The sequence below is a fragment of the Legionella sp. PATHC039 genome (assembly GCF_026191275.1).
Taxonomy (GTDB): domain Bacteria; phylum Pseudomonadota; class Gammaproteobacteria; order Legionellales; family Legionellaceae; genus Legionella; species Legionella pneumophila.
Window position 1 is genome coordinate 2038270 of record NZ_JAPHOP010000001.1, and the last position, 17771, is coordinate 2056040.

Below are 17771 nucleotides of genomic sequence, written 5' to 3' on the forward strand. Positions count from 1 at the left end.
AAAGTATAACAGCAAATAACCTAAAAGTGCGACAGTCTAATGCAAGAAGATTAAAACTTAATGAAAAATATTTTCATTAAGTTTCATAAATTTGATGTATTTACAGCAAAAATCAAACAATGATGGCATATTTATAATGCGATGCTCAATGTTTGATTTTTACTATCTTAATGTCTTATGGGTTTGCAATAAGTCTCTTTAACAGTAAACGCGAGGATTAAGGCCACTAAGGAACATAAGGGAAGTAATTTTAGACCGGCTTGGAAATCCGATAATAATAACGTTTCAACATTATAGGCTCTAGGCCCAGACACCATGTCTATGATACGTCCTACTAAAGGCTGGAATAAGGCCCCGACAAAAATTGAAGTCATATTGGTAAATGCGATAGATGTACCAACAACACTCCTGTCATGTATTTCTGTAGAAACAGCGTATGAAATCGCAACTCCAGTGTTTGTGAGACCAAAAACAAAAAATAGTATGTAAGCCGTTGTTTGGCTCATTTCAGGAATAAAAACAAATAAACTGCTCAAGATCACACCACATACTGCGGAAATAATCATCAATGGCTTACGACGTCCCATTTTATCAGAAATCCAACCTGATAATGGGCCACTAATTCCCCAGCCTATAAAGATCAATCCTGTTGCAAATGCAGCTGCGTGCGCCCCTAAACCACGTCCGAACTGTAAATATGCCGGACCTATTGCCTCTCCAATTACAGCGGTGGGGCCAAATAAAAATCCAGCATACATCGCATTAAGCCAAGTTTGTTTATTTGATAAAATGATCTTTAAGCTATCCAAAATACTGATTCGATTAACAGAACGAATTTCATTGCGATGCTCACCGGGTTTATCTTGCACAAATTGATACAATAATCCTGATAAGGCAATAAATAAGAAGGCGATAATCAGCATACTATGGCGCCAGCCAACATTACTCACTAAAAATGAAACAGGGGCCTCCCCTGCAGCAGCACCAAGCATTCCTAACGCTTGAGTTAATCCAGATAATAATCCAAGCATAGTTGGAGGAAACCATGAAGTGGCAAGGCGAAGTGAGCAAATGAATGCAAAAGCGGCACTGAAACCAATCAACATTCTTCCAATTGATGCAGTCAGCAGACCATCCGCAAGGCCAAATACACAGCAGCCAAAAGCAGTAACTAATGACATAATAGTCAATAACCATCGTATGCTTAATCGATCAACCGTCAATCCTACAGGAATTTGCATTAAGATATATGGAACATAGAAGGATGCAGTTAATATGCCGAAGCCAGCCTCATTAATGCCAAAGTCCATTTGTAGATATCGGTGCATTACACCAGGCGCTACTCTAGCTAAATAATCAGAAAAATAAAAAGCAGCTGCCAACCCCCAAACTAACCACGCAAAACCCAGGTAATTTTTACGTTTATAAATTTCCACTTTAGATATTCCCATTTTGGTATAACCACCACATGCTGTATTTATTTAAAAAATGATCAATAAATTAACAATGATAACTTATCATTATACTGCTGTTGTAACTTATTTCAACATATAGTTTATTTTTACCTTTTCCCTATTAGTAATGTATTGAGGATTTAGGATATAATCCTAATTTTTAACGACTCATCATCATCCAGTAAAACAAAAATCCTCTGGATTGAATTGAAAGATTAAAAGACCAGGGCTTGCGAAAAAATCCAAGGTCGAGGAAAAAAGTGTTTTAAATGAGAGAATTTAGACAAATTAAATGACTGAATTAAAAACATTTTTTAACCAAGAGATTGGAGTTTTCCGATATCCAGTGGATGAACTCAAAACAAAACTAAATAATCCTCGAGGGTTCACCAAGAAGTTTTAAAGAGAGTAAGGCAAAATCATATTTTGATTATATAATGAAATATTCGAGTCGCTTCGCCTGTGCGGGTGACCAAAATAGGTTCAAGTTTATCAAGTACCAGGGCTCATAATTGACCGAAATTGGTATGCCCTTGTCCGCTTAAAGTTGAATCTTCATATATTTTCATGAATGGAAGTTGGTTACTCTGAACAAGTTTAAAAAGCAAATTTTCAAGATACTATACAGACATGAGATCTACCCCTAATGAACAAACTAAATATAGCCATTAAAGAAGCTTTTGAATCTTCCGGAAGCTCAAAAGAAGCGAATAAAGTTTACCTTGAATTTATCAAGGCAAATTTTATTATTCCTATTGAATCCAATTCTGATGATAGTGAACCCAGAGTATTATTTTTGGAAGAAAATAACCATGTTTTTTTGCCGGTATTCACTGATATGAAATACCTCGATGCTTGGGCAAGTGAAATTAGCCAACATATCAAATTACTTAAATTATCAGGGGTTGACCTGCTGAAAGGTTTAGGTGAGGAAGTTACAGTTTGCCTTGATATTGGCAGTGAGCTTTATAAAGAATTCAATCCATCTGAAATTGAACGAATGAGGTCGATGGTTTTAAAACTATTTAAAGACTGAACTCAATAAAAGTAACACTCCTATTCAATTGAAGAAGCATTACATTATGCTCTTCAATTGAACGTGATGATCATGCTACGAGCTCAAGTAATTGGTAGCCTACTATTGCGGAAGCGGCTATCGCACCACCAATTTCAAAGACTAAAGATAGAAAGCTGTTTTTATGATGATATTGCTGATCATTTGCAGCTGTGGTTTTATCTAAAAGAATATCTTCCTCGATATTGTTCAAATCAAATAATGGTTTTTCTCCATATATGCCAGCCCACCATCCTTCGAGCCATTGTTCTGCTTCTTGAGAACCTTCACGGAAAGGATTATCCTCTTCTGGAACTTCTGCCAATGCACATTCGTACCCAAAAATATAACATTCTTCATAGCTTGGGTGTTCAATGTTAAATCGTAATCTAAGATGTGATAATAATGATGTTGTATCGTTCATGATGATAGCCTCTTTTATGTATCCTGAATATATTTCCGCTTTTCAACTCATTTACTCCTAAGTCTATAATTATTAACGCAATTGGTGCAGAACTGCTTTTTAGTGCATATAACTCCGACACTTAAATCAATTTTACGACTTTAATTTGCCCCCTGCCTTCGAAGATCAAATATTTACATTATCTTGACAAAAATCTTTTTACCTTTGGTTCTTTAAAACGATACTTCATTAACTTATTGATTTTATTGATAGAGATGCAAGTATTAGGCCAACTTTTTCATCTTATTTTTTCATGGATTTTTATGATTAATAAATGGTTTTATTGCTTAAAATAACAACTGCCAAGAACGATAAAATATCCCGCTCTAACCCATCTATCCCCAACAGAATATTGATAAAACGGACACATCATTCTAAGGTCAAAGCTCAATATATTTTTAACAAAGAGATTGGAATTTTTCGCGAGTCCTGATTTATAAATCTGGGAAAATTTGCGAATCCCGTGTGCTTATTCAAAAGAATTCAACCATTAACTAACCTGCCATGAAAACTCATCCTTCTATATCTTAATAGTAAAATGATACCGGCAGGAATGATGACAAAAACTGCCGGTCAAGGTGCCAATCTACGGTGCGTCCATTCATGACCATGCCGGTAATAATGAATTCGATCATGTAATCTGTTATCTCTACCCTGCCAAAACTCAATCTCATCCGGGATTATCATATATCCACCCCAGTTTTCCGGTCTGACTACGGGTTTTTGGCCATATTCTTCAATCAACTGATTTAAAGCATCTTCTAAAGAAATCCTATCCAGAATTTCTTGGCTTTGGGGAGACACAATCGCACTAAACTGACTTTTTAAAGGTCTGGAGGAGAAATAAGCATCGGATTGCTCGCTACTGATTTTTTTTACTCGACCACGAACACGTACTTGTCTTGCCATTTGAGGCCAATAAAAATTAAGTGCGGCATAAGGATTCTTTTGGATTTGCATTGCCTTGGCACTTTGATAATTGGTATAAAAGATAAAATTACCGTTCTCTAATCCTTTTAATAAGACAACTCTTGAATCTGGATAGCCCTTTTCATCTACTGTAGACAGAACCATTGCCGTGGGATCATTTTTTTCATTTAGTAATACATCATCAAACCATAGTTTGAATTGAGAAATGGGATCATTTTCAGCGGATTCTTCACTGAGCTGCAACTCACCATAATCTCGTCTAATATCCGCAAGACTTCTAAATTTGCTCATAGCAAACCTTCACTAAAAAAATGTAAATAATTATACTCTCTAAAATTTATAATTTGCGACAAATTTTGCAGTTAAAATTTTTCAATCGACTTCTTGCATAAACTGATTATTTTCAGAACTTATGAGAACCCCCATGGCCAAGGCAAAAGTTCTTTTAATGAGGGAATATAGCAATAAACTAAATTAAAAAAATTTTTAACAAAGAGATTGATGGTCCTAAGACCTGATTTTGTTTTAGGGCAGGTTATGAAATGGATCTAATCTTATTTAACCAAGTGACAATATTATCATGATGGCTGTTGGGCTGCGCTTGATACACAGCACCAACGTGATTCGAGGAAAAATCACCAATTTATTTTAATCAGTTCCTATTTTTATAATGCAAGAGCTGTTAAGTGAGAAAAAGTACTTTCTTACCAACCAGTTACCTCAGCTATTGCATCTCCCAAGTCAGCAGGAGATCGAACTGTTTTCACACCAGCCGCTTCCAGAGCAGCATATTTTTCTGCTGCGGTCCCCTTCCCGCCAGAGATAATTGCTCCAGCATGCCCCATACGCTTTCCAGCAGGTGCTGTGACTCCAGCGATGTATGATACTACAGGTTTTTTTACATGAGACTTAATGAATTCAGCTGCCTCTTCCTCTGCTGAACCACCAATTTCTCCTACCATGATGATAGCTTCTGTTTTAGGATCTTTTTCAAATAAAGACAAAGCATCAATAAAGCTGGTTCCTGGAATTGGATCGCCACCTATTCCTATGCAAGTACTTTGACCAAACCCTTTATCAGTAGTTTGTTTTACTGCTTCGTAGGTTAAAGTTCCTGAACGTGAAACGATTCCAACTTTTCCGGGTAAATGGATATAGCCAGGCATAATACCTATCTTGCATTCGCCTGGTGTAATTATTCCTGGACAATTTGGACCAATTAATCTAGCCTGTGTATTGTTTTCTATATACACTTTTACTTGCAGCATATCCAATACAGGCACACCTTCTGTAATACAAACAATCAATTTAACACCTGCTTCTGCTGCTTCAATAATGGAATCTTTGCAAAATGGTGCAGGAACATAGATAACGCTTGCATCCGCCTGGGTTTCCTCAACTGCTTCACGCATAGTATTAAAAACAGGCAACCCCAGATGCATTTGACCACCCTTACCTGGAGTAACTCCCCCCACCATCTTAGTCCCATAAGCCAGCGCTTGCTCTGTATGATAAGTACCTTGTTTTCCAGTAAAACCCTGACATAGTACTTTTGTATGTTTATCAACTAATACACTCATTGTTAACCTCGTAATTTAATGGCATATCCGCTTTGAAAACTACCTTACCAATAATGCCAAAATTAATTTATTCTTTATTCGGAAACTGCTGCTACAATTTTCTTGGCTGCGTCTGTCAAACTCGTTGCAGCAATCACATTTAAATTGCTTTTATTCAATATCTCAGCACCTAACTGGGCATTATTACCTTCCAGTCTGACAACAACAGGAATTTTTACATCCACTTCTTTTACAGCGGCAAGAATTCCATCAGCAATAAGGTCACAACGAACGATTCCACCAAAAATATTAACTAGAATTCCTTTGACTTTTTCATCTGACACAATAATCTTCAAAGCTTCGCTGACTCTTTCTTTTGTGGCGCCTCCCCCAACATCGAGGAAATTAGCCGGCTCACCACCATGTAATTTTATCACGTCCATGGTAGCCATAGCCAAACCAGCACCATTTACCATGCAACCTATTGTCCCATCCAAAGGAATATAATTAAGTTCCCAATCACTGGCACGATTTTCTCGATCATCTTCTTGGGAAACGTCTCGCATATTTTTCAATTTAGGCTGTCGGAATAAAGCATTTCCATCGATATTAATTTTTCCATCCAGACAAATCAGTTGCCCTGATTTTGTTATGACAAGCGGATTTATCTCTAATAAACTTAAATCACAATCAACAAACATTTTTCCTAATCCCATCATCAAATGAGTGAATTGTTTGATTTGATCGTCTTTTAATCCAAGTTTAAAAGCTGTTTCACGACATTGAAAGGGCGTAACACCAACTAAGGGATCAACAACCACCTTGAAAATTTTTTCAGGTGTTTCATGAGCAACCTTTTCAATTTCAACACCACCTTCTGTGGAGGCCATAATGACAACTCGTCTGGTGGATCTATCAACAACAGCACCAAGATATAATTCCTTGTCTATTTCGCAGGTTTCTTCAACCAAAATAGCATTAACCGGTTGACCTCTGGCATCAGTTTGATAAGTAACCAGACGTGTGCCTAACATGGATTTCGCAACTGTAGCCAATTCATCTTTGCTAGAAACCAGTTTCACACCACCTGCCTTACCTCTTCCACCAGCATGGACTTGTGCTTTCACAACCCATCGAGAAGTTGATAATTGAGAAGCAACGAGCAAGGCATCCTCAACATTATAAGCGACCTCACCACGAGGAACTGGTAAACCATAGCTAGCGAACAATTGCTTGGCTTGATATTCATGTAAATTCATTCTAATTACCTTTTAAAAAAGCAAAACCCGTCAAGACGGGTCTTGCAGTTAAACATGATTCATTAAACATTCAGTAAAAGTCGGGATGGATCTTCCAACAGCTCTTTAACACTCACTAAAAATTGTACAGAATCTTTTCCATCAATTAAACGATGATCATAGGATAAAGCAACATACATCATAGGACGGATTACTATTTGCCCTTTCTCTACAATAGGCCTTTCCTCAATTTTATGCATCCCTAAAATACCAGTTTGCGGTGGGTTGATAATGGGAGTAGCTAATAGTGAACCGAAGACTCCACCGTTAGTTATGGTAAATGTCCCCCCTTGCATCTCTTCCATAGATAATTTTCCGGTTCTGGCTTTTGATGCAGCGTCATTAATGGCTAATTCAATTTCTGCCATACTTAACTGATCAGCGTCTCTAATCACCGGAACGACTAAACCTCTTTCAGTAGAAACAGCAATTCCTATATCATAGAAGCCATGATAAACAATATCTTGGCCATCAATTGAAGCATTTACAGCCGGAAATCGTTTAAGCGACTCCACTACCGCTTTCGTAAAAAAAGACATAAATCCAAGTTTTACACCATGTTTTTTTTCAAAGCTATCTTTATACTGAGAGCGCATATCCATAACTGCCTTTAAATTCACTTCGTTAAAAGTGGTTAACATGGCAGCATTGTGCTGTGCTTGTAATAAACGTTCCGCAATCTTGGCTCTTAGTCTCGTCATAGGGACACGTTTTTCTTCCCTACCACCAAAAGAAAGTGCTCTCATAGAAGATTCTTTTTGAACTTCAGCAGTCTGGTTTGATTTTTCTCTTTTGGATTCTATGTAAGATAAAACATCTTCTTTGGTTATCCTGCCATCTTTACCAGTACCTTGAATCTGACCGGCTTTCAAATCATTTTCAGCCATCATCCGTCTTACCACCGGACTGGTTGATTTATCTTCTTTTGTGCTAACTGATTCATTTTCGGAAATTTTTATTTCTTCTTTTTTGACAGGTTTCTCTTCTTTCTCAGTTTTTTGAGATTCTACGGAAACACTTTGAGAAATTTTTGCCAGTAAGTCTCCTGAACCAACCGTATCTCCGGTATTAAACAGAATGTCAGACAATACCCCATCCACAGGTGATGGAACTTCAAGCACAACTTTATCTGTTTCCAGATCAACTAGGTTCTCATCGCGAGATACTTTATCACCCACTTTCTTATGCCACGCAGCCACTGTTGCATCAGCTACTGACTCAGGTAGAACAGGTACTTTGACTTCAATAGACATGGTTATACCTTCTCTTAATATTATATTGTTTAGATTTATTTTTTACTAAGTAATGCTTGCTCAACCAGAGCAACTTGTTGCTCCGCATGCAACCCGGGACTACCAACTGCAGGTGCAGCTGCAAACTCTCTGCCAGCATATTGCAAGGTTTGGTCAGAACGCAAGCAATCACGTATATTATGCTGAGAAGAGAACCAGACTCCTTGGTTTTGTGGTTCTTCCTGACACCAGACAACTTCATTAGCCTTTTGATATTTCTCCAATTCAGTCATTAATGCTTTTTTGGGAAATGGGTACAATTGTTCTATACGGACAATCGCTACGTGGTTTAAGTTTTTATCGCGACGCATTTGCAATAAATCATAATAAACCTTACCACAGCATAACACCACCTTTGTTACTTTTTGTGCGTCCAAGGCATCGATTTCCGGAATTACTGTATGAAATTTTCCTTTAAACAAAGCTTCCAAAGGTGAAACAGCCAATTTATGTCGTAAAAGACTTTTGGGAGTCATGACAATTAAAGGCTTCCTGAAATTACGAATAACTTGTCTTCTTAACAAATGAAATATTTGTGCTGGAGTTGTTGGAGTGCATACTTGAATATTGTGCTGTGCACAAAGCTGCATATAACGCTCCAATCGGGCAGAAGAATGCTCAGGGCCTTGTCCTTCATAGCCATGGGGTAATAGCATCACCAATCCGCACAGCCGCCCCCACTTTTGCTCACCGGAACTTATAAATTGATCGATAACAACTTGTGCTCCATTTGCAAAATCACCAAATTGAGCTTCCCAAATAACCAGGAAAGATGGCTCAGACGAAGCAAAGCCATATTCGAAAGCTAATACCGCTTCTTCGGAAAGAACTGAATCTATAACAGTAAAATAGCGCTTGGGATTGGTTGATATATGTTCCAAAGGAATAAAAGTATCGCCTTTTTCAATATCATGGAGTGCAGCATGTCTATGGGCAAAAGTTCCTCGGCCACTATCTTGTCCAGAAATTCTTACGCCATAGCCTTCATGCAATAAACTGGCATAAGCCATGATCTCAGCATAGCCCCAATTCATAGGAATTTCACCAGCGGTCATTTTATTTCGTTCGGCTAACAAACGCTCTACAACGGGATGCAGTTTCATTCCATCAGGCAATTTGTTTAATTGAGATGAAATTTTTTCCAATTTTTCCTTGCTAATGGTTGTCTCTACTTTATCCGTCCACTTGGCATTTATATAAGGAGTCCAATCTAAAGATTGCTTTCCTTCATAATCTTCATGAACCAAATCGACAACCGCCTTGCCTTTATCTAGTGCTTCTCTATAAGAATCGACCAATTTGTCTAATTCTGTTTTAGTTAATAAATTAGCACTGACCAATTGTTCTCCATATTTTTCACGTAATGTAGGCATGGATTTGATTTTTTTATACATCTTTGGCTGGGTAACTGAAGGTTCATCAGCTTCATTGTGGCCATGACGTCTGTAACAGACAAGGTCAATTACTATGTCTCGTTTAAACTTCATTCGGAAATCAAAAGCGACTTGAGTAGCGAAAACTACTGCCTCAGGATCATCTCCATTGACATGAATAACTGGTGCCTGAACCATTTTGGCAACGTCTGTACAATACAGAGTTGAGCGGGCATCCAAAGGATTGCTCGTTGTAAATCCTATCTGATTGTTGATAACAATATGGATCGTTCCACCAGTACAATAACCACGTGCCTGGGAGAAGTTAAAGGTTTCCATAACCACGCCCTGACCTGCAAAAGCAGCATCACCATGAATGACAATGGGAACTACTTTATCTTTTTTAGCCAAATCGTTGCGTCTTCCCAAACGTGAACGTACGGATCCCTCAACTACTGGCCCAATAATTTCCAAGTGTGAAGGGTTAAACGCCAAAGCCAAGTGCACAATAGCACCTGATTCTGTTTTTATGTCAGAGGAAAAACCCAGATGATATTTCACATCGCCCGTTCGTTCGTATTTAATTTTTCCTTCAAATTCTTGAAATAATAGTCCTGGTTCTTTACCGAGAACATTCACTAACACATTTAAGCGCCCTCTATGTGCCATTCCAATGACAAGCTCTTTAACCTGATTTACACCAGATCTTCTAATGAGTTCTTTCATCATTGGAATTAAAGAATCTCCCCCCTCAAGCGAAAATCGTTTTTGACCAACATATCGGGTTCCTAGATAACGCTCCAAACCGTCTGCTGCTATCAAATCTTTAAGGATATTCAATTTTTCCTGCGTACTAAATTCAGGACAGCCACGAACTGATTCCATCTTATGTTGTAGCCATTCAGTGACTTCAGTATCGGATATATGCATATACTCAATGCCTATACTGCGACAGTATGTTTCGCGAAGGGCGTTGTATATTTCCCCCAAAGTCATCTCCGGCCCATTAAAGCTGGTACCAGCAAAAAAAGTGCGATTAACATCAACATCGGCAAGATTATGATAAGCAAGCTCCAGCCGCGGTACTGGCATGCGTTCCGTCATTTCCAATGGATCCAGTTTTGCGGCAAGATGCCCTAATGATCTAAAATCATTAATCAAACTGGCCACCTGGTACTGTTGACTATCTGCAATTTGAATTATTTTATTAAGCTTCTTGTCAGCATTCTGCAAAAAATAATCGCGAATGTCCCTATGAGATACTTCTTTGGTAGCACCATTTACTTTGGGTAAAGCGCTAAATACCGCTCTCCAATCCTCTGACACTGAATCAGGGTCTGCGAGGTAATCCTCATAAAGACTATCAACATAAGCCATACTTCCTCCAGACAAATAGGAAGAAGCCCATTCTTTTTGCAGATCAGAACTGCTCATTATCATTCTCTCCAAAGGGTTCACTCAGAAACTTTCTGAGTAACAAGGACTGATTTATTACGTTTCCTGCGTCAACATTTGCGTGCGAATTTTTGCAATCGCTTGCGTTGGATTGAGTCCCTTCGGGCATACATTCGTGCAATTCATAATAGTACGACAACGAAATACACTGAAAGGATCTTGTAATAAATCCAAACGATGTTGCGTTGCCTTGTCACGACTATCTGCTAAAAAACGCCTAGCTTGTAAAAGTCCCGCAGGGCCTACAAATTTATCAGGATTCCACCAATAAGAAGGACATGAACTGGTACAGCAAGCGCATAAAATGCACTCATACAAGCCATCCAATTGTGCCCGCTCTTCAGGAGATTGTAACCTCTCTCGAGCAGGCGCTACTTCATCATTCTGTAAATAAGGCTCAATGCGTTCATACTGCTGATAAAATTGTGTCATATCAACTGCCAAGTCACGAATTACTGGAAAACCTGGCAAAGGACGAATGACAATTTTATCTGTTTTTAATTGTGAAAGATGTGTAATGCAAGCTAATCCATTAGTCCCATTGATATTCATACCGTCAGAGCCACATACTCCTTCTCGGCATGATCGTCTGTAAGTAATAGAAGGGTCTTGCTCAGCTTTCAATCGCTCCAGCAAGGTAAGTAACATGGGATCACTTTTAGCCGGGATTTCTATCTCATAATCTTTCATGTAAGGCTTGGCATCCACCTCAGGATTATAGCGATAAATCGACAGGATTACATTTCTACTATCAGCCATAAAATATCCTCATTAGTAAACGCGTTCTTTCGGCTCAAAAGGCTCGACATACTTAGGTGAGGTATTAACCGGACGATAATCTATCACCTCACCTTCCTCAAAATACAATGTGTGCTTAATCCAGTTTGCATCATCTCGTTTTGGATAATCTTCCCTGCTGTGCGCTCCTCTGCTTTCAGTTCGCGCGATTGCAGATAAAGCCGTTGCATAAGCAGTTGCCATTAAATTATCCAATTCCATAGCTTCAACGCGTTCTGTATTAAAAATTTGACTTTTATCATCAAGTTTAGCATGTGCTAATCGATCGCGCAGGGCTTGTAAACGTTTCAATCCTGAAGCCATTACCTCACCGGTACGGAATACTCCAAAATCTTCCTGCATTACTCTTTGCATTTCATCTCGTATTACCGCATGGCTTTCACCATCCTTTGAGTTTTCCCAACGCTCATAACGAACCAGGGAAGCCACTACATCGTCTTCACTTACATAGGACATATCAGGCAATTGATTTGATTGCCATAATTCTTCAACATGTATCCCGGCTGCACGGCCAAACACAACCAAATCCAATAAGGAATTACCACCTAATCGATTAGCACCATGCACTGAAACGCAGGCACATTCCCCTACAGCATACAACCCCTCCACCACATGCTCTTTGCCATCAGTTTTAGTTATAACCTGGCCATGCATGTTGGTGGGGATTCCTCCCATACTGTAGTGGCAAGTTGGAACAACTGGAATCGGCTCAACGATTGGATCCACACCGGCAAACTTCATTGATAACTCACGAATGCCAGGCAAGCGAGACATAATCAAATCAGCGCCCAGATGGTCAAGCTTTAACTTAACATGGTCGACACCTTTTGGATCAAATCCTTTCCCAGCTCGAATTTCCAAAGCCATAGCGCGAGCGACCACATCCCGGGAAGCCAAGTCCTTTACTCTGGGAGCATAACGCTCCATAAAACGCTCACCATCTTTGTTTATTAAATAACCACCTTCACCTCGGCAACCTTCCGTAACCAGAACACCAGCTCCCGCTATGCCAGTTGGATGAAATTGCCACATTTCCATATCTTGAAGAGGTATACCAGCTCTGAGTGCCATTCCAAAGCCATCGCCTGTATTAATAAAAGCATTAGTTGTAGATTGAAAAATTCTACCGGCTCCTCCAGTCGCCAAAATACAAACTCGAGTCTGAAAAAATACAATCTCGCCAGTCTCCATACACATGGCAGTAACACCTGCAATTCTTCCTTGCGAGTTTTTTACCAGATCGAGAGCATACCATTCACTAAATACATGAGTTTTAGCTTTTAAATTCTGTTGATAAAGAGTGTGCAGCAAAGCATGCCCTGTTCTATCTGCCGCAGCACAGGTACGGGCCGCTTGTTCTCCACCGAAATGTTTTGACTGGCCACCAAACTGACGTTGGTAGATTTTTCCATTATCCATTCGTGAAAAAGGTAGCCCCATATGCTCCAGTTCATAAACTGCTTCAGGCCCGGTTTTACATAGATACTCTATACAATCCTGATCACCAATGTAATCAGCACCTTTCACGGTATCATACATGTGCCAGCGCCAGTCGTCTTCATCAGCATTTCCCAAAGCAGCTGTAATACCACCTTGAGCCGACACAGTATGTGAGCGAGTTGGAAATACTTTTGATAACAACGCTACTTTTAAACCAGAATTTGTCATCTGGAGTGCAGCTCGCATTCCTGCACCGCCAGCTCCTATAATTACCGCATCAAATCTGTTACGTGCCACTGTCATGCTATTGTCCCCAAATGATCATAAGGCCCCAGATAAATTGACCAAGGAGCCATAAAACAACCAATAACTGTACTGATAAACGTATAACAGTACATTTCATATAATCTGTAGTTACTGTCCAAATACCTATCCAGGCATGCAATGTTAAAGCCATCAACCCAATTGTTGTTGCAATTTGAAATACCTTATTGGCAAACAAAAGATGCCATTGAGAAAAATTTAAACCAGGATTTGCCAATATAAATCCAAATAAAAAAATTAAATAGGCTGCAAAATAGACAGCAGTAACTCTTTGAATTAACCAATCCTTTAACCCATTTCCTGTTAAGCTGGTGACATTGTTTACCATATCCAGATTCCTAGAAAAATTGCCAAAATAACTGCAAGAGCTATAATTGAAACGGCCGACATACGACCAGCACGAAGACTCTCACCAAATCCCATATCCATTATCAGATGTCTTATACCTGCAATCACATGATAAATCATAGAGGCGCCAAAAGCCCATAACAGAAGTTTATAGTAGGGATTAGCTAAAATTATTTTAGTCTGTGCAAAAGATTCCTCTGATTGCAAGGAACAACCAAGAATAAACAATACGAAGGGAAATAATAAAAATATGAGAACTCCTGAAACCCTATGTAATATCGATGCGATAGCCATAGGCGGAAATTTCAAACTGCTTAAATCAAGATTGATCGGTCTTTTCTTGTTCACTATTAATTTCTTCCTCATAAGAAAATGTCATCAACATATTTTCTTCTAAATATTGAATCCCATTCAATTATTTCACATTCACCCTTTAGACTTATTGAGAAACATAATTCATTAACTATACTGCGCAACAAATGGCTTTGAAAAATAAAAAATTGGGTCTTAAAAACTATTTAGAATTACTAAATTTCAATTCATGCATGGGAAGTATAGCACTCTGTTTTTATCACGCAAAGTTCAGTTTATAAGGAAAATGAATAGTCCATTGGCCAATTACAAAAACCGGTACTATGATTACATAATGTGAGCAAAAGGAGATCTTTATGATCGCCAAAAGACCAATATATAATCAACAATTAAAATGTGTCGCCTTTGAAATATTATCCTGTCGCAATGTAATACTTAATGAAGAATTAACAAGGCAATTTTATGAGCTCATTTACCACACAGACACCCAATTACCTTTATTTGTTCCTTTTTCCCTAAAAAAATTGCTTGAGCAATTTGCGACGCCAATCAACAACCCCATTATTTTAAAATTATCCGCAGATGAAATCGAATCGGTTTATTCACTAACTGAGCTACAAGACTCTGTATTTTCTATTGCTTTACTGATCAATACCCCTCAACAATTGGCTTGGCTAAATTTTGCCGAATACATAGGATTGACTGAGCAGTTAATGAGTAAATCGGATGTAACCAAGGTAGTACAATACAGTAAGGCAAAAAATCGTAAAATCATCGCTTATGATCTAAATCAACACGTTAATTTTGAAAAATGTAAGGCTATGACCATGGATTATTACTGTGGCGATTTCCTGCTTAACTACATTGCAGAGGAGCACACAGAAATAGCAGCAAACAAATTAAATGTACTTCAACTCATCCAGGAATTACAAAAAGAAGATTGCGATTTAAACACGATCACTCATATCATCCAAGAAGATCCATTATTAAGCTATCAACTTCTAAAACTGGTCAATTCAGTTGGATTTTCTAGTGGACCAAGCATAGAATCCATCGATCAAGCCGTTGCCAGGCTTGGCACCATTAACCTGAAAAAATGGGTTATGCTGTTTTCCATGAAAAATATCTCTGATAAACCTGTAGAAATATTGGAGTCCGGTCTAATCAGAGCTCATATGGCGGAAGAGCTCGCTAAAAAAAGTTCAAATATTTTCAGCCAAAGTGCCTATACTGCAGGATTATTATCCATATTAGACTGCTTATTAAACAAACCCATGCCAGCATTGGTAGAACAAATCACCCTGGCTGAGGAGATAAAAAATGCTCTGACAAATAAATCAGGACCATTAGGAAATCTATTATCTTTGGTAATTGCTTATGAAGAAGGGCATTGGGAAGAAGTAACTCAACTTAACATCAATGGAATTGATTTAAGTCAATTATATATTGACAGTTTAGCCTTGGTAAGCCAGGGTACAAAAATCATGAGTAACTGATTGCGCAACAATTTAAACAATATTCTTTTTATTTTTCTATGCCTGACTCAGGCTTCTCTTTGGGCAACAAAAAATTTAGAATGTGTTTTCCTATATGATCAATATTCCAAAAATTAATAGTTGAAATCAATAAAGGATATTTATTAGTCATGTTTTTCATCAAATACACTGGTGCATTGATTTATGATTTAATCATCTTATCCATTTTATTTTTTGCATACACCTCTGTCCTACTATTATTCACTCATGGACAAGCCATACCTCCTGCCACCCGTTGGTATCAATTTTCATTATTCATTATCACTCTTGTTTATTATTATGGTTCTATTCGCTGTGGTGGACAAACTGTAGGTATGAAAGCCTGGAGATTTAAACTCACAACTGATTCTAATAAAACACTATCAAGACAACAAATTATCGCCCGATTTTTTTATTTTATTCCTGCCACCTTAATAGCACCTTTTTGCTTAAAGGGGAATTATATGCTTTTGCATCAATGGACCCAAACGCATTTTAAAAAAGTTTAAAACACTATTGAGCCATTCTCGCTAATTATTTATTTTCGTGCAGTAGTTGCGGAAGATACCGGATGCTTATAATTTTCTCTTGGGGACTCAGGAGGATAACCATACCCTTTATCCGCCAGACGCTTCACATTTTGTAAATATTTTTCACCCCATATTCCGGGATCAAAATTAGTCACAACAACATTATAAGGTAAATTAATAATTGACTCAAAAGCCTTTCTCTGGGCTATTTCATGGCCAGCAAAAGCTATCTGAACCTCTTCCTCTATACTGACACCGCCAGATTTTAAGCGATCTACCAGAATATGAACCATTTTTTCAATAGTATAAAAAAGTTTGCACATAGACATACCCGCACTAAACATATCCTGGCTTTTGGATGTAGATAATTTAGAGCCACTATCATGAATGGAATAAACAAATTCATGATCATTAGAACCAGGTATCAGTTCGGGTTCGATGACTATCGCAGGAGTAATAGTATCAATATGCGGAGAAATAACATGAAGATGAAAATCTGCCCAATGCCACCATATCAGATAGACTCGCTCCACTATCGCTAATGGATTATTCAAATCATCTATCATTGTCAGTTTGCGATCGTCTAGATCAGTATCTACGAAACCTGCTTTGATTTCGATATCGCCGTCTGCCATTTATATTTACCCGGGTAGTAAGGATATTATTGATATATTAGCCCAAAATTGACAATAGAACATTAAACCTACCTTAAGAAAAGGTAAAAAAGCCGTAAAATCAACGTATAGCATAAAATAGATACTTTTTTATTCAGAATAATTTGTATTTATATCGTTTCATGTTGATATGCTAGGGATTGTTTTGGGGTTAATTTAAGTACCTATCGACGGATAAATTCACTTCAAGTACAATAACTCGTATACTTTATCAAAGTCTTAATTGAATGAACCTTCAAACAAAAGCGGAGTGTAGCTCAGACTGGTAGAGCACTGCCTTCGGGAGGCAGGGGTCGCAAGTTCGATTCTTGTCACTCCGACCAATAAAATATGTAGTTACAACCCCCTGATTGAGGCGCATTTTAATTTATAAAGTGCCTATTTAATAGGCCATAATAAAGTGTGATTATGTTTTCTGATGACACGATGGAGACCACTTATTCAAAGTGGCAATTTTGTAGGAAGTATTCAGTATATGAATGTTTCTGATATAGACGAATGTATTGGTCATGATTGTATTGCTTATAAAGATTTTAGCGGCAACCCCAATAATTTGGCACCGATGGAAATTTATAAAACCAGACTAACGAAGAAATAATTTATGTCCTCTAAACAAAGTACTATTGATTTTATTCTTGACCAAATCACAGGTACTGGCATAGTCCGTGCGAAAAAAATGTTTGGAGAATATGCAATATACTATCATGAAAAAGTAGTAGCTTTAGTTTGTGATGACCAATTATTCATCAACCCCACTAATGCTAGCAAAGAATTTATTAATAACTATGTTGAAGGAATCCCATATGCAGGCGCAAAACCTTACTTACTCATATCTGGTGATTTGCTGGAGGATAGTGACTGGCTTACACAACTTCTTAGACTGACTGCTTCAAAACTCCCTGAACCTATTAAGAAACGTGCAAAAAACAGATAACAATGTACATAAAAATCAC

The 17771-nt window shown here is 38.1% G+C and carries 16 protein-coding genes and 1 tRNA gene; 5 read left to right on the forward strand and 12 right to left on the reverse strand.

The genetic code is table 11. The annotated features are described in order from the left end of the window. Positions 1–167 precede the first annotated feature (167 nt). Complete coding sequence (locus OQI99_RS09170; RefSeq protein WP_010946287.1) at positions 168–1451, reverse strand: MFS transporter; 1284 nt, start codon at positions 1449–1451, stop codon at positions 168–170. 649 nt (positions 1452–2100) lie between these two features. Between OQI99_RS09170 and OQI99_RS09175 the strand changes: the two genes are divergently transcribed. Further along, positions 2101–2490, forward strand: a complete 390-nt coding sequence (locus tag OQI99_RS09175; RefSeq protein ID WP_265731766.1) for an SseB family protein — start codon at positions 2101–2103, stop codon at positions 2488–2490. A gap of 70 nt (positions 2491–2560) precedes the next feature. On the opposite strand, the gene OQI99_RS09180 is transcribed toward OQI99_RS09175, so the two are convergent. The 10 genes from OQI99_RS09180 to sdhC form a co-directional block, all read right to left on the reverse strand. Then, complete coding sequence (locus OQI99_RS09180; RefSeq protein WP_010946284.1) at positions 2561–2932, reverse strand: transmission trait enhancer LetE; 372 nt, start codon at positions 2930–2932, stop codon at positions 2561–2563. A gap of 612 nt (positions 2933–3544) precedes the next feature. Next, positions 3545–4192, reverse strand: a complete 648-nt coding sequence (pdxH, locus tag OQI99_RS09185; RefSeq protein ID WP_010946283.1) for a pyridoxamine 5'-phosphate oxidase — start codon at positions 4190–4192, stop codon at positions 3545–3547. A 413-nt stretch (positions 4193–4605) separates the two neighbouring features. After that, complete coding sequence (gene sucD, locus OQI99_RS09190; protein WP_011213165.1) at positions 4606–5481, reverse strand: succinate--CoA ligase subunit alpha; 876 nt, start codon at positions 5479–5481, stop codon at positions 4606–4608. A gap of 74 nt (positions 5482–5555) precedes the next feature. Next, positions 5556–6719: an ADP-forming succinate--CoA ligase subunit beta gene (gene sucC, locus OQI99_RS09195; protein WP_265731767.1), complete on the reverse strand. Its 1164-nt coding sequence runs from the start codon at positions 6717–6719 to the stop codon at positions 5556–5558. Positions 6720–6781: 62 nt separating this feature from the next. Continuing rightward, positions 6782–8011: a 2-oxoglutarate dehydrogenase complex dihydrolipoyllysine-residue succinyltransferase gene (odhB, locus tag OQI99_RS09200; RefSeq protein WP_061513236.1), complete on the reverse strand. Its 1230-nt coding sequence runs from the start codon at positions 8009–8011 to the stop codon at positions 6782–6784. Positions 8012–8046: 35 nt separating this feature from the next. Continuing rightward, entirely contained in the window at positions 8047–10857 is a 2811-nt protein-coding gene (locus OQI99_RS09205) for a 2-oxoglutarate dehydrogenase E1 component (RefSeq protein ID WP_061513235.1), read from the reverse strand. Between the two features lie 57 nt (positions 10858–10914). Continuing rightward, positions 10915–11637 carry a succinate dehydrogenase iron-sulfur subunit gene (locus OQI99_RS09210; RefSeq protein WP_011213161.1) on the reverse strand — a complete coding sequence of 241 codons (723 nt, stop codon included), beginning with the start codon at positions 11635–11637 and terminating at the stop codon, positions 10915–10917. A 12-nt stretch (positions 11638–11649) separates the two neighbouring features. Further along, a complete protein-coding gene (sdhA, locus tag OQI99_RS09215; RefSeq protein WP_011213160.1) occupies positions 11650–13419 on the reverse strand; it encodes a succinate dehydrogenase flavoprotein subunit in 1770 nt (589 codons plus the stop codon). 1 nt (position 13420) lies between these two features. Then, the gene (gene sdhD / locus OQI99_RS09220; protein ID WP_061513234.1) at positions 13421–13768 is read right to left on the reverse strand and encodes a succinate dehydrogenase, hydrophobic membrane anchor protein; all 348 of its coding nucleotides are present in this window, start codon (positions 13766–13768) and stop codon (positions 13421–13423) included. Then, entirely contained in the window at positions 13762–14136 is a 375-nt protein-coding gene (gene sdhC, locus OQI99_RS09225; protein WP_011213158.1) for a succinate dehydrogenase, cytochrome b556 subunit, read from the reverse strand. Before sdhC ends, sdhD begins: the two co-directional genes overlap by 7 nt. Before the next feature lie 320 nt (positions 14137–14456). On the opposite strand from sdhC, the gene OQI99_RS09230 reads away from it, so the two are divergent. Together OQI99_RS09230 and OQI99_RS09235 are read left to right on the forward strand one after the other, a co-directional pair. After that, a complete protein-coding gene (locus OQI99_RS09230; RefSeq protein ID WP_061513233.1) occupies positions 14457–15596 on the forward strand; it encodes an EAL and HDOD domain-containing protein in 1140 nt (379 codons plus the stop codon). A gap of 149 nt (positions 15597–15745) precedes the next feature. Continuing rightward, positions 15746–16123, forward strand: a complete 378-nt coding sequence (locus tag OQI99_RS09235; RefSeq protein WP_061513232.1) for an RDD family protein — start codon at positions 15746–15748, stop codon at positions 16121–16123. Between the two features lie 29 nt (positions 16124–16152). Here OQI99_RS09235 and lvgA read toward each other — a convergent pair whose 3' ends face one another. After that, a complete protein-coding gene (gene lvgA, locus OQI99_RS09240) occupies positions 16153–16779 on the reverse strand; it encodes a Dot/Icm type IV secretion system effector LvgA (RefSeq protein WP_061513231.1) in 627 nt (208 codons plus the stop codon). Between the two features lie 285 nt (positions 16780–17064). On the opposite strand from lvgA, the gene OQI99_RS09245 reads away from it, so the two are divergent. Further along, positions 17065–17141: transfer RNA gene (locus OQI99_RS09245), tRNA-Pro, on the forward strand. Between the two features lie 278 nt (positions 17142–17419). Beyond that, positions 17420–17752, forward strand: a complete 333-nt coding sequence (locus tag OQI99_RS09250) for a TfoX/Sxy family protein (protein WP_061513230.1) — start codon at positions 17420–17422, stop codon at positions 17750–17752. Positions 17753–17771 lie beyond the last annotated feature (19 nt).

Excerpts from the sequence above, each read along its gene's own strand:
- OQI99_RS09170 (WP_010946287.1), bottom strand. The coding sequence starts at position 1,451 with ATGGGAATATCTAAAGTGGAAATTTATAAACGTAAAAATTACCTGGGT.
- OQI99_RS09210 (WP_011213161.1), bottom strand. The coding sequence starts at position 11,637 with ATGGCTGATAGTAGAAATGTAATCCTGTCGATTTATCGCTATAATCCT.
- OQI99_RS09175 (WP_265731766.1), top strand. The coding sequence starts at position 2,101 with ATGAACAAACTAAATATAGCCATTAAAGAAGCTTTTGAATCTTCCGGA.
- sucD (WP_011213165.1), bottom strand. The coding sequence starts at position 5,481 with ATGAGTGTATTAGTTGATAAACATACAAAAGTACTATGTCAGGGTTTT.
- pdxH (WP_010946283.1), bottom strand. The coding sequence starts at position 4,192 with ATGAGCAAATTTAGAAGTCTTGCGGATATTAGACGAGATTATGGTGAG.
- OQI99_RS09205 (WP_061513235.1), bottom strand. The coding sequence starts at position 10,857 with ATGAGCAGTTCTGATCTGCAAAAAGAATGGGCTTCTTCCTATTTGTCT.
- lvgA (WP_061513231.1), bottom strand. The coding sequence starts at position 16,779 with ATGGCAGACGGCGATATCGAAATCAAAGCAGGTTTCGTAGATACTGAT.
- sdhA (WP_011213160.1), bottom strand. The coding sequence starts at position 13,419 with ATGACAGTGGCACGTAACAGATTTGATGCGGTAATTATAGGAGCTGGC.
- OQI99_RS09230 (WP_061513233.1), top strand. The coding sequence starts at position 14,457 with ATGATCGCCAAAAGACCAATATATAATCAACAATTAAAATGTGTCGCC.
- sucC (WP_265731767.1), bottom strand. The coding sequence starts at position 6,719 with ATGAATTTACATGAATATCAAGCCAAGCAATTGTTCGCTAGCTATGGT.
- OQI99_RS09235 (WP_061513232.1), top strand. The coding sequence starts at position 15,746 with ATGTTTTTCATCAAATACACTGGTGCATTGATTTATGATTTAATCATC.
- OQI99_RS09180 (WP_010946284.1), bottom strand. The coding sequence starts at position 2,932 with ATGAACGATACAACATCATTATTATCACATCTTAGATTACGATTTAAC.
- sdhD (WP_061513234.1), bottom strand. The coding sequence starts at position 13,768 with ATGGTAAACAATGTCACCAGCTTAACAGGAAATGGGTTAAAGGATTGG.
- odhB (WP_061513236.1), bottom strand. The coding sequence starts at position 8,011 with ATGTCTATTGAAGTCAAAGTACCTGTTCTACCTGAGTCAGTAGCTGAT.
- OQI99_RS09250 (WP_061513230.1), top strand. The coding sequence starts at position 17,420 with ATGTCCTCTAAACAAAGTACTATTGATTTTATTCTTGACCAAATCACA.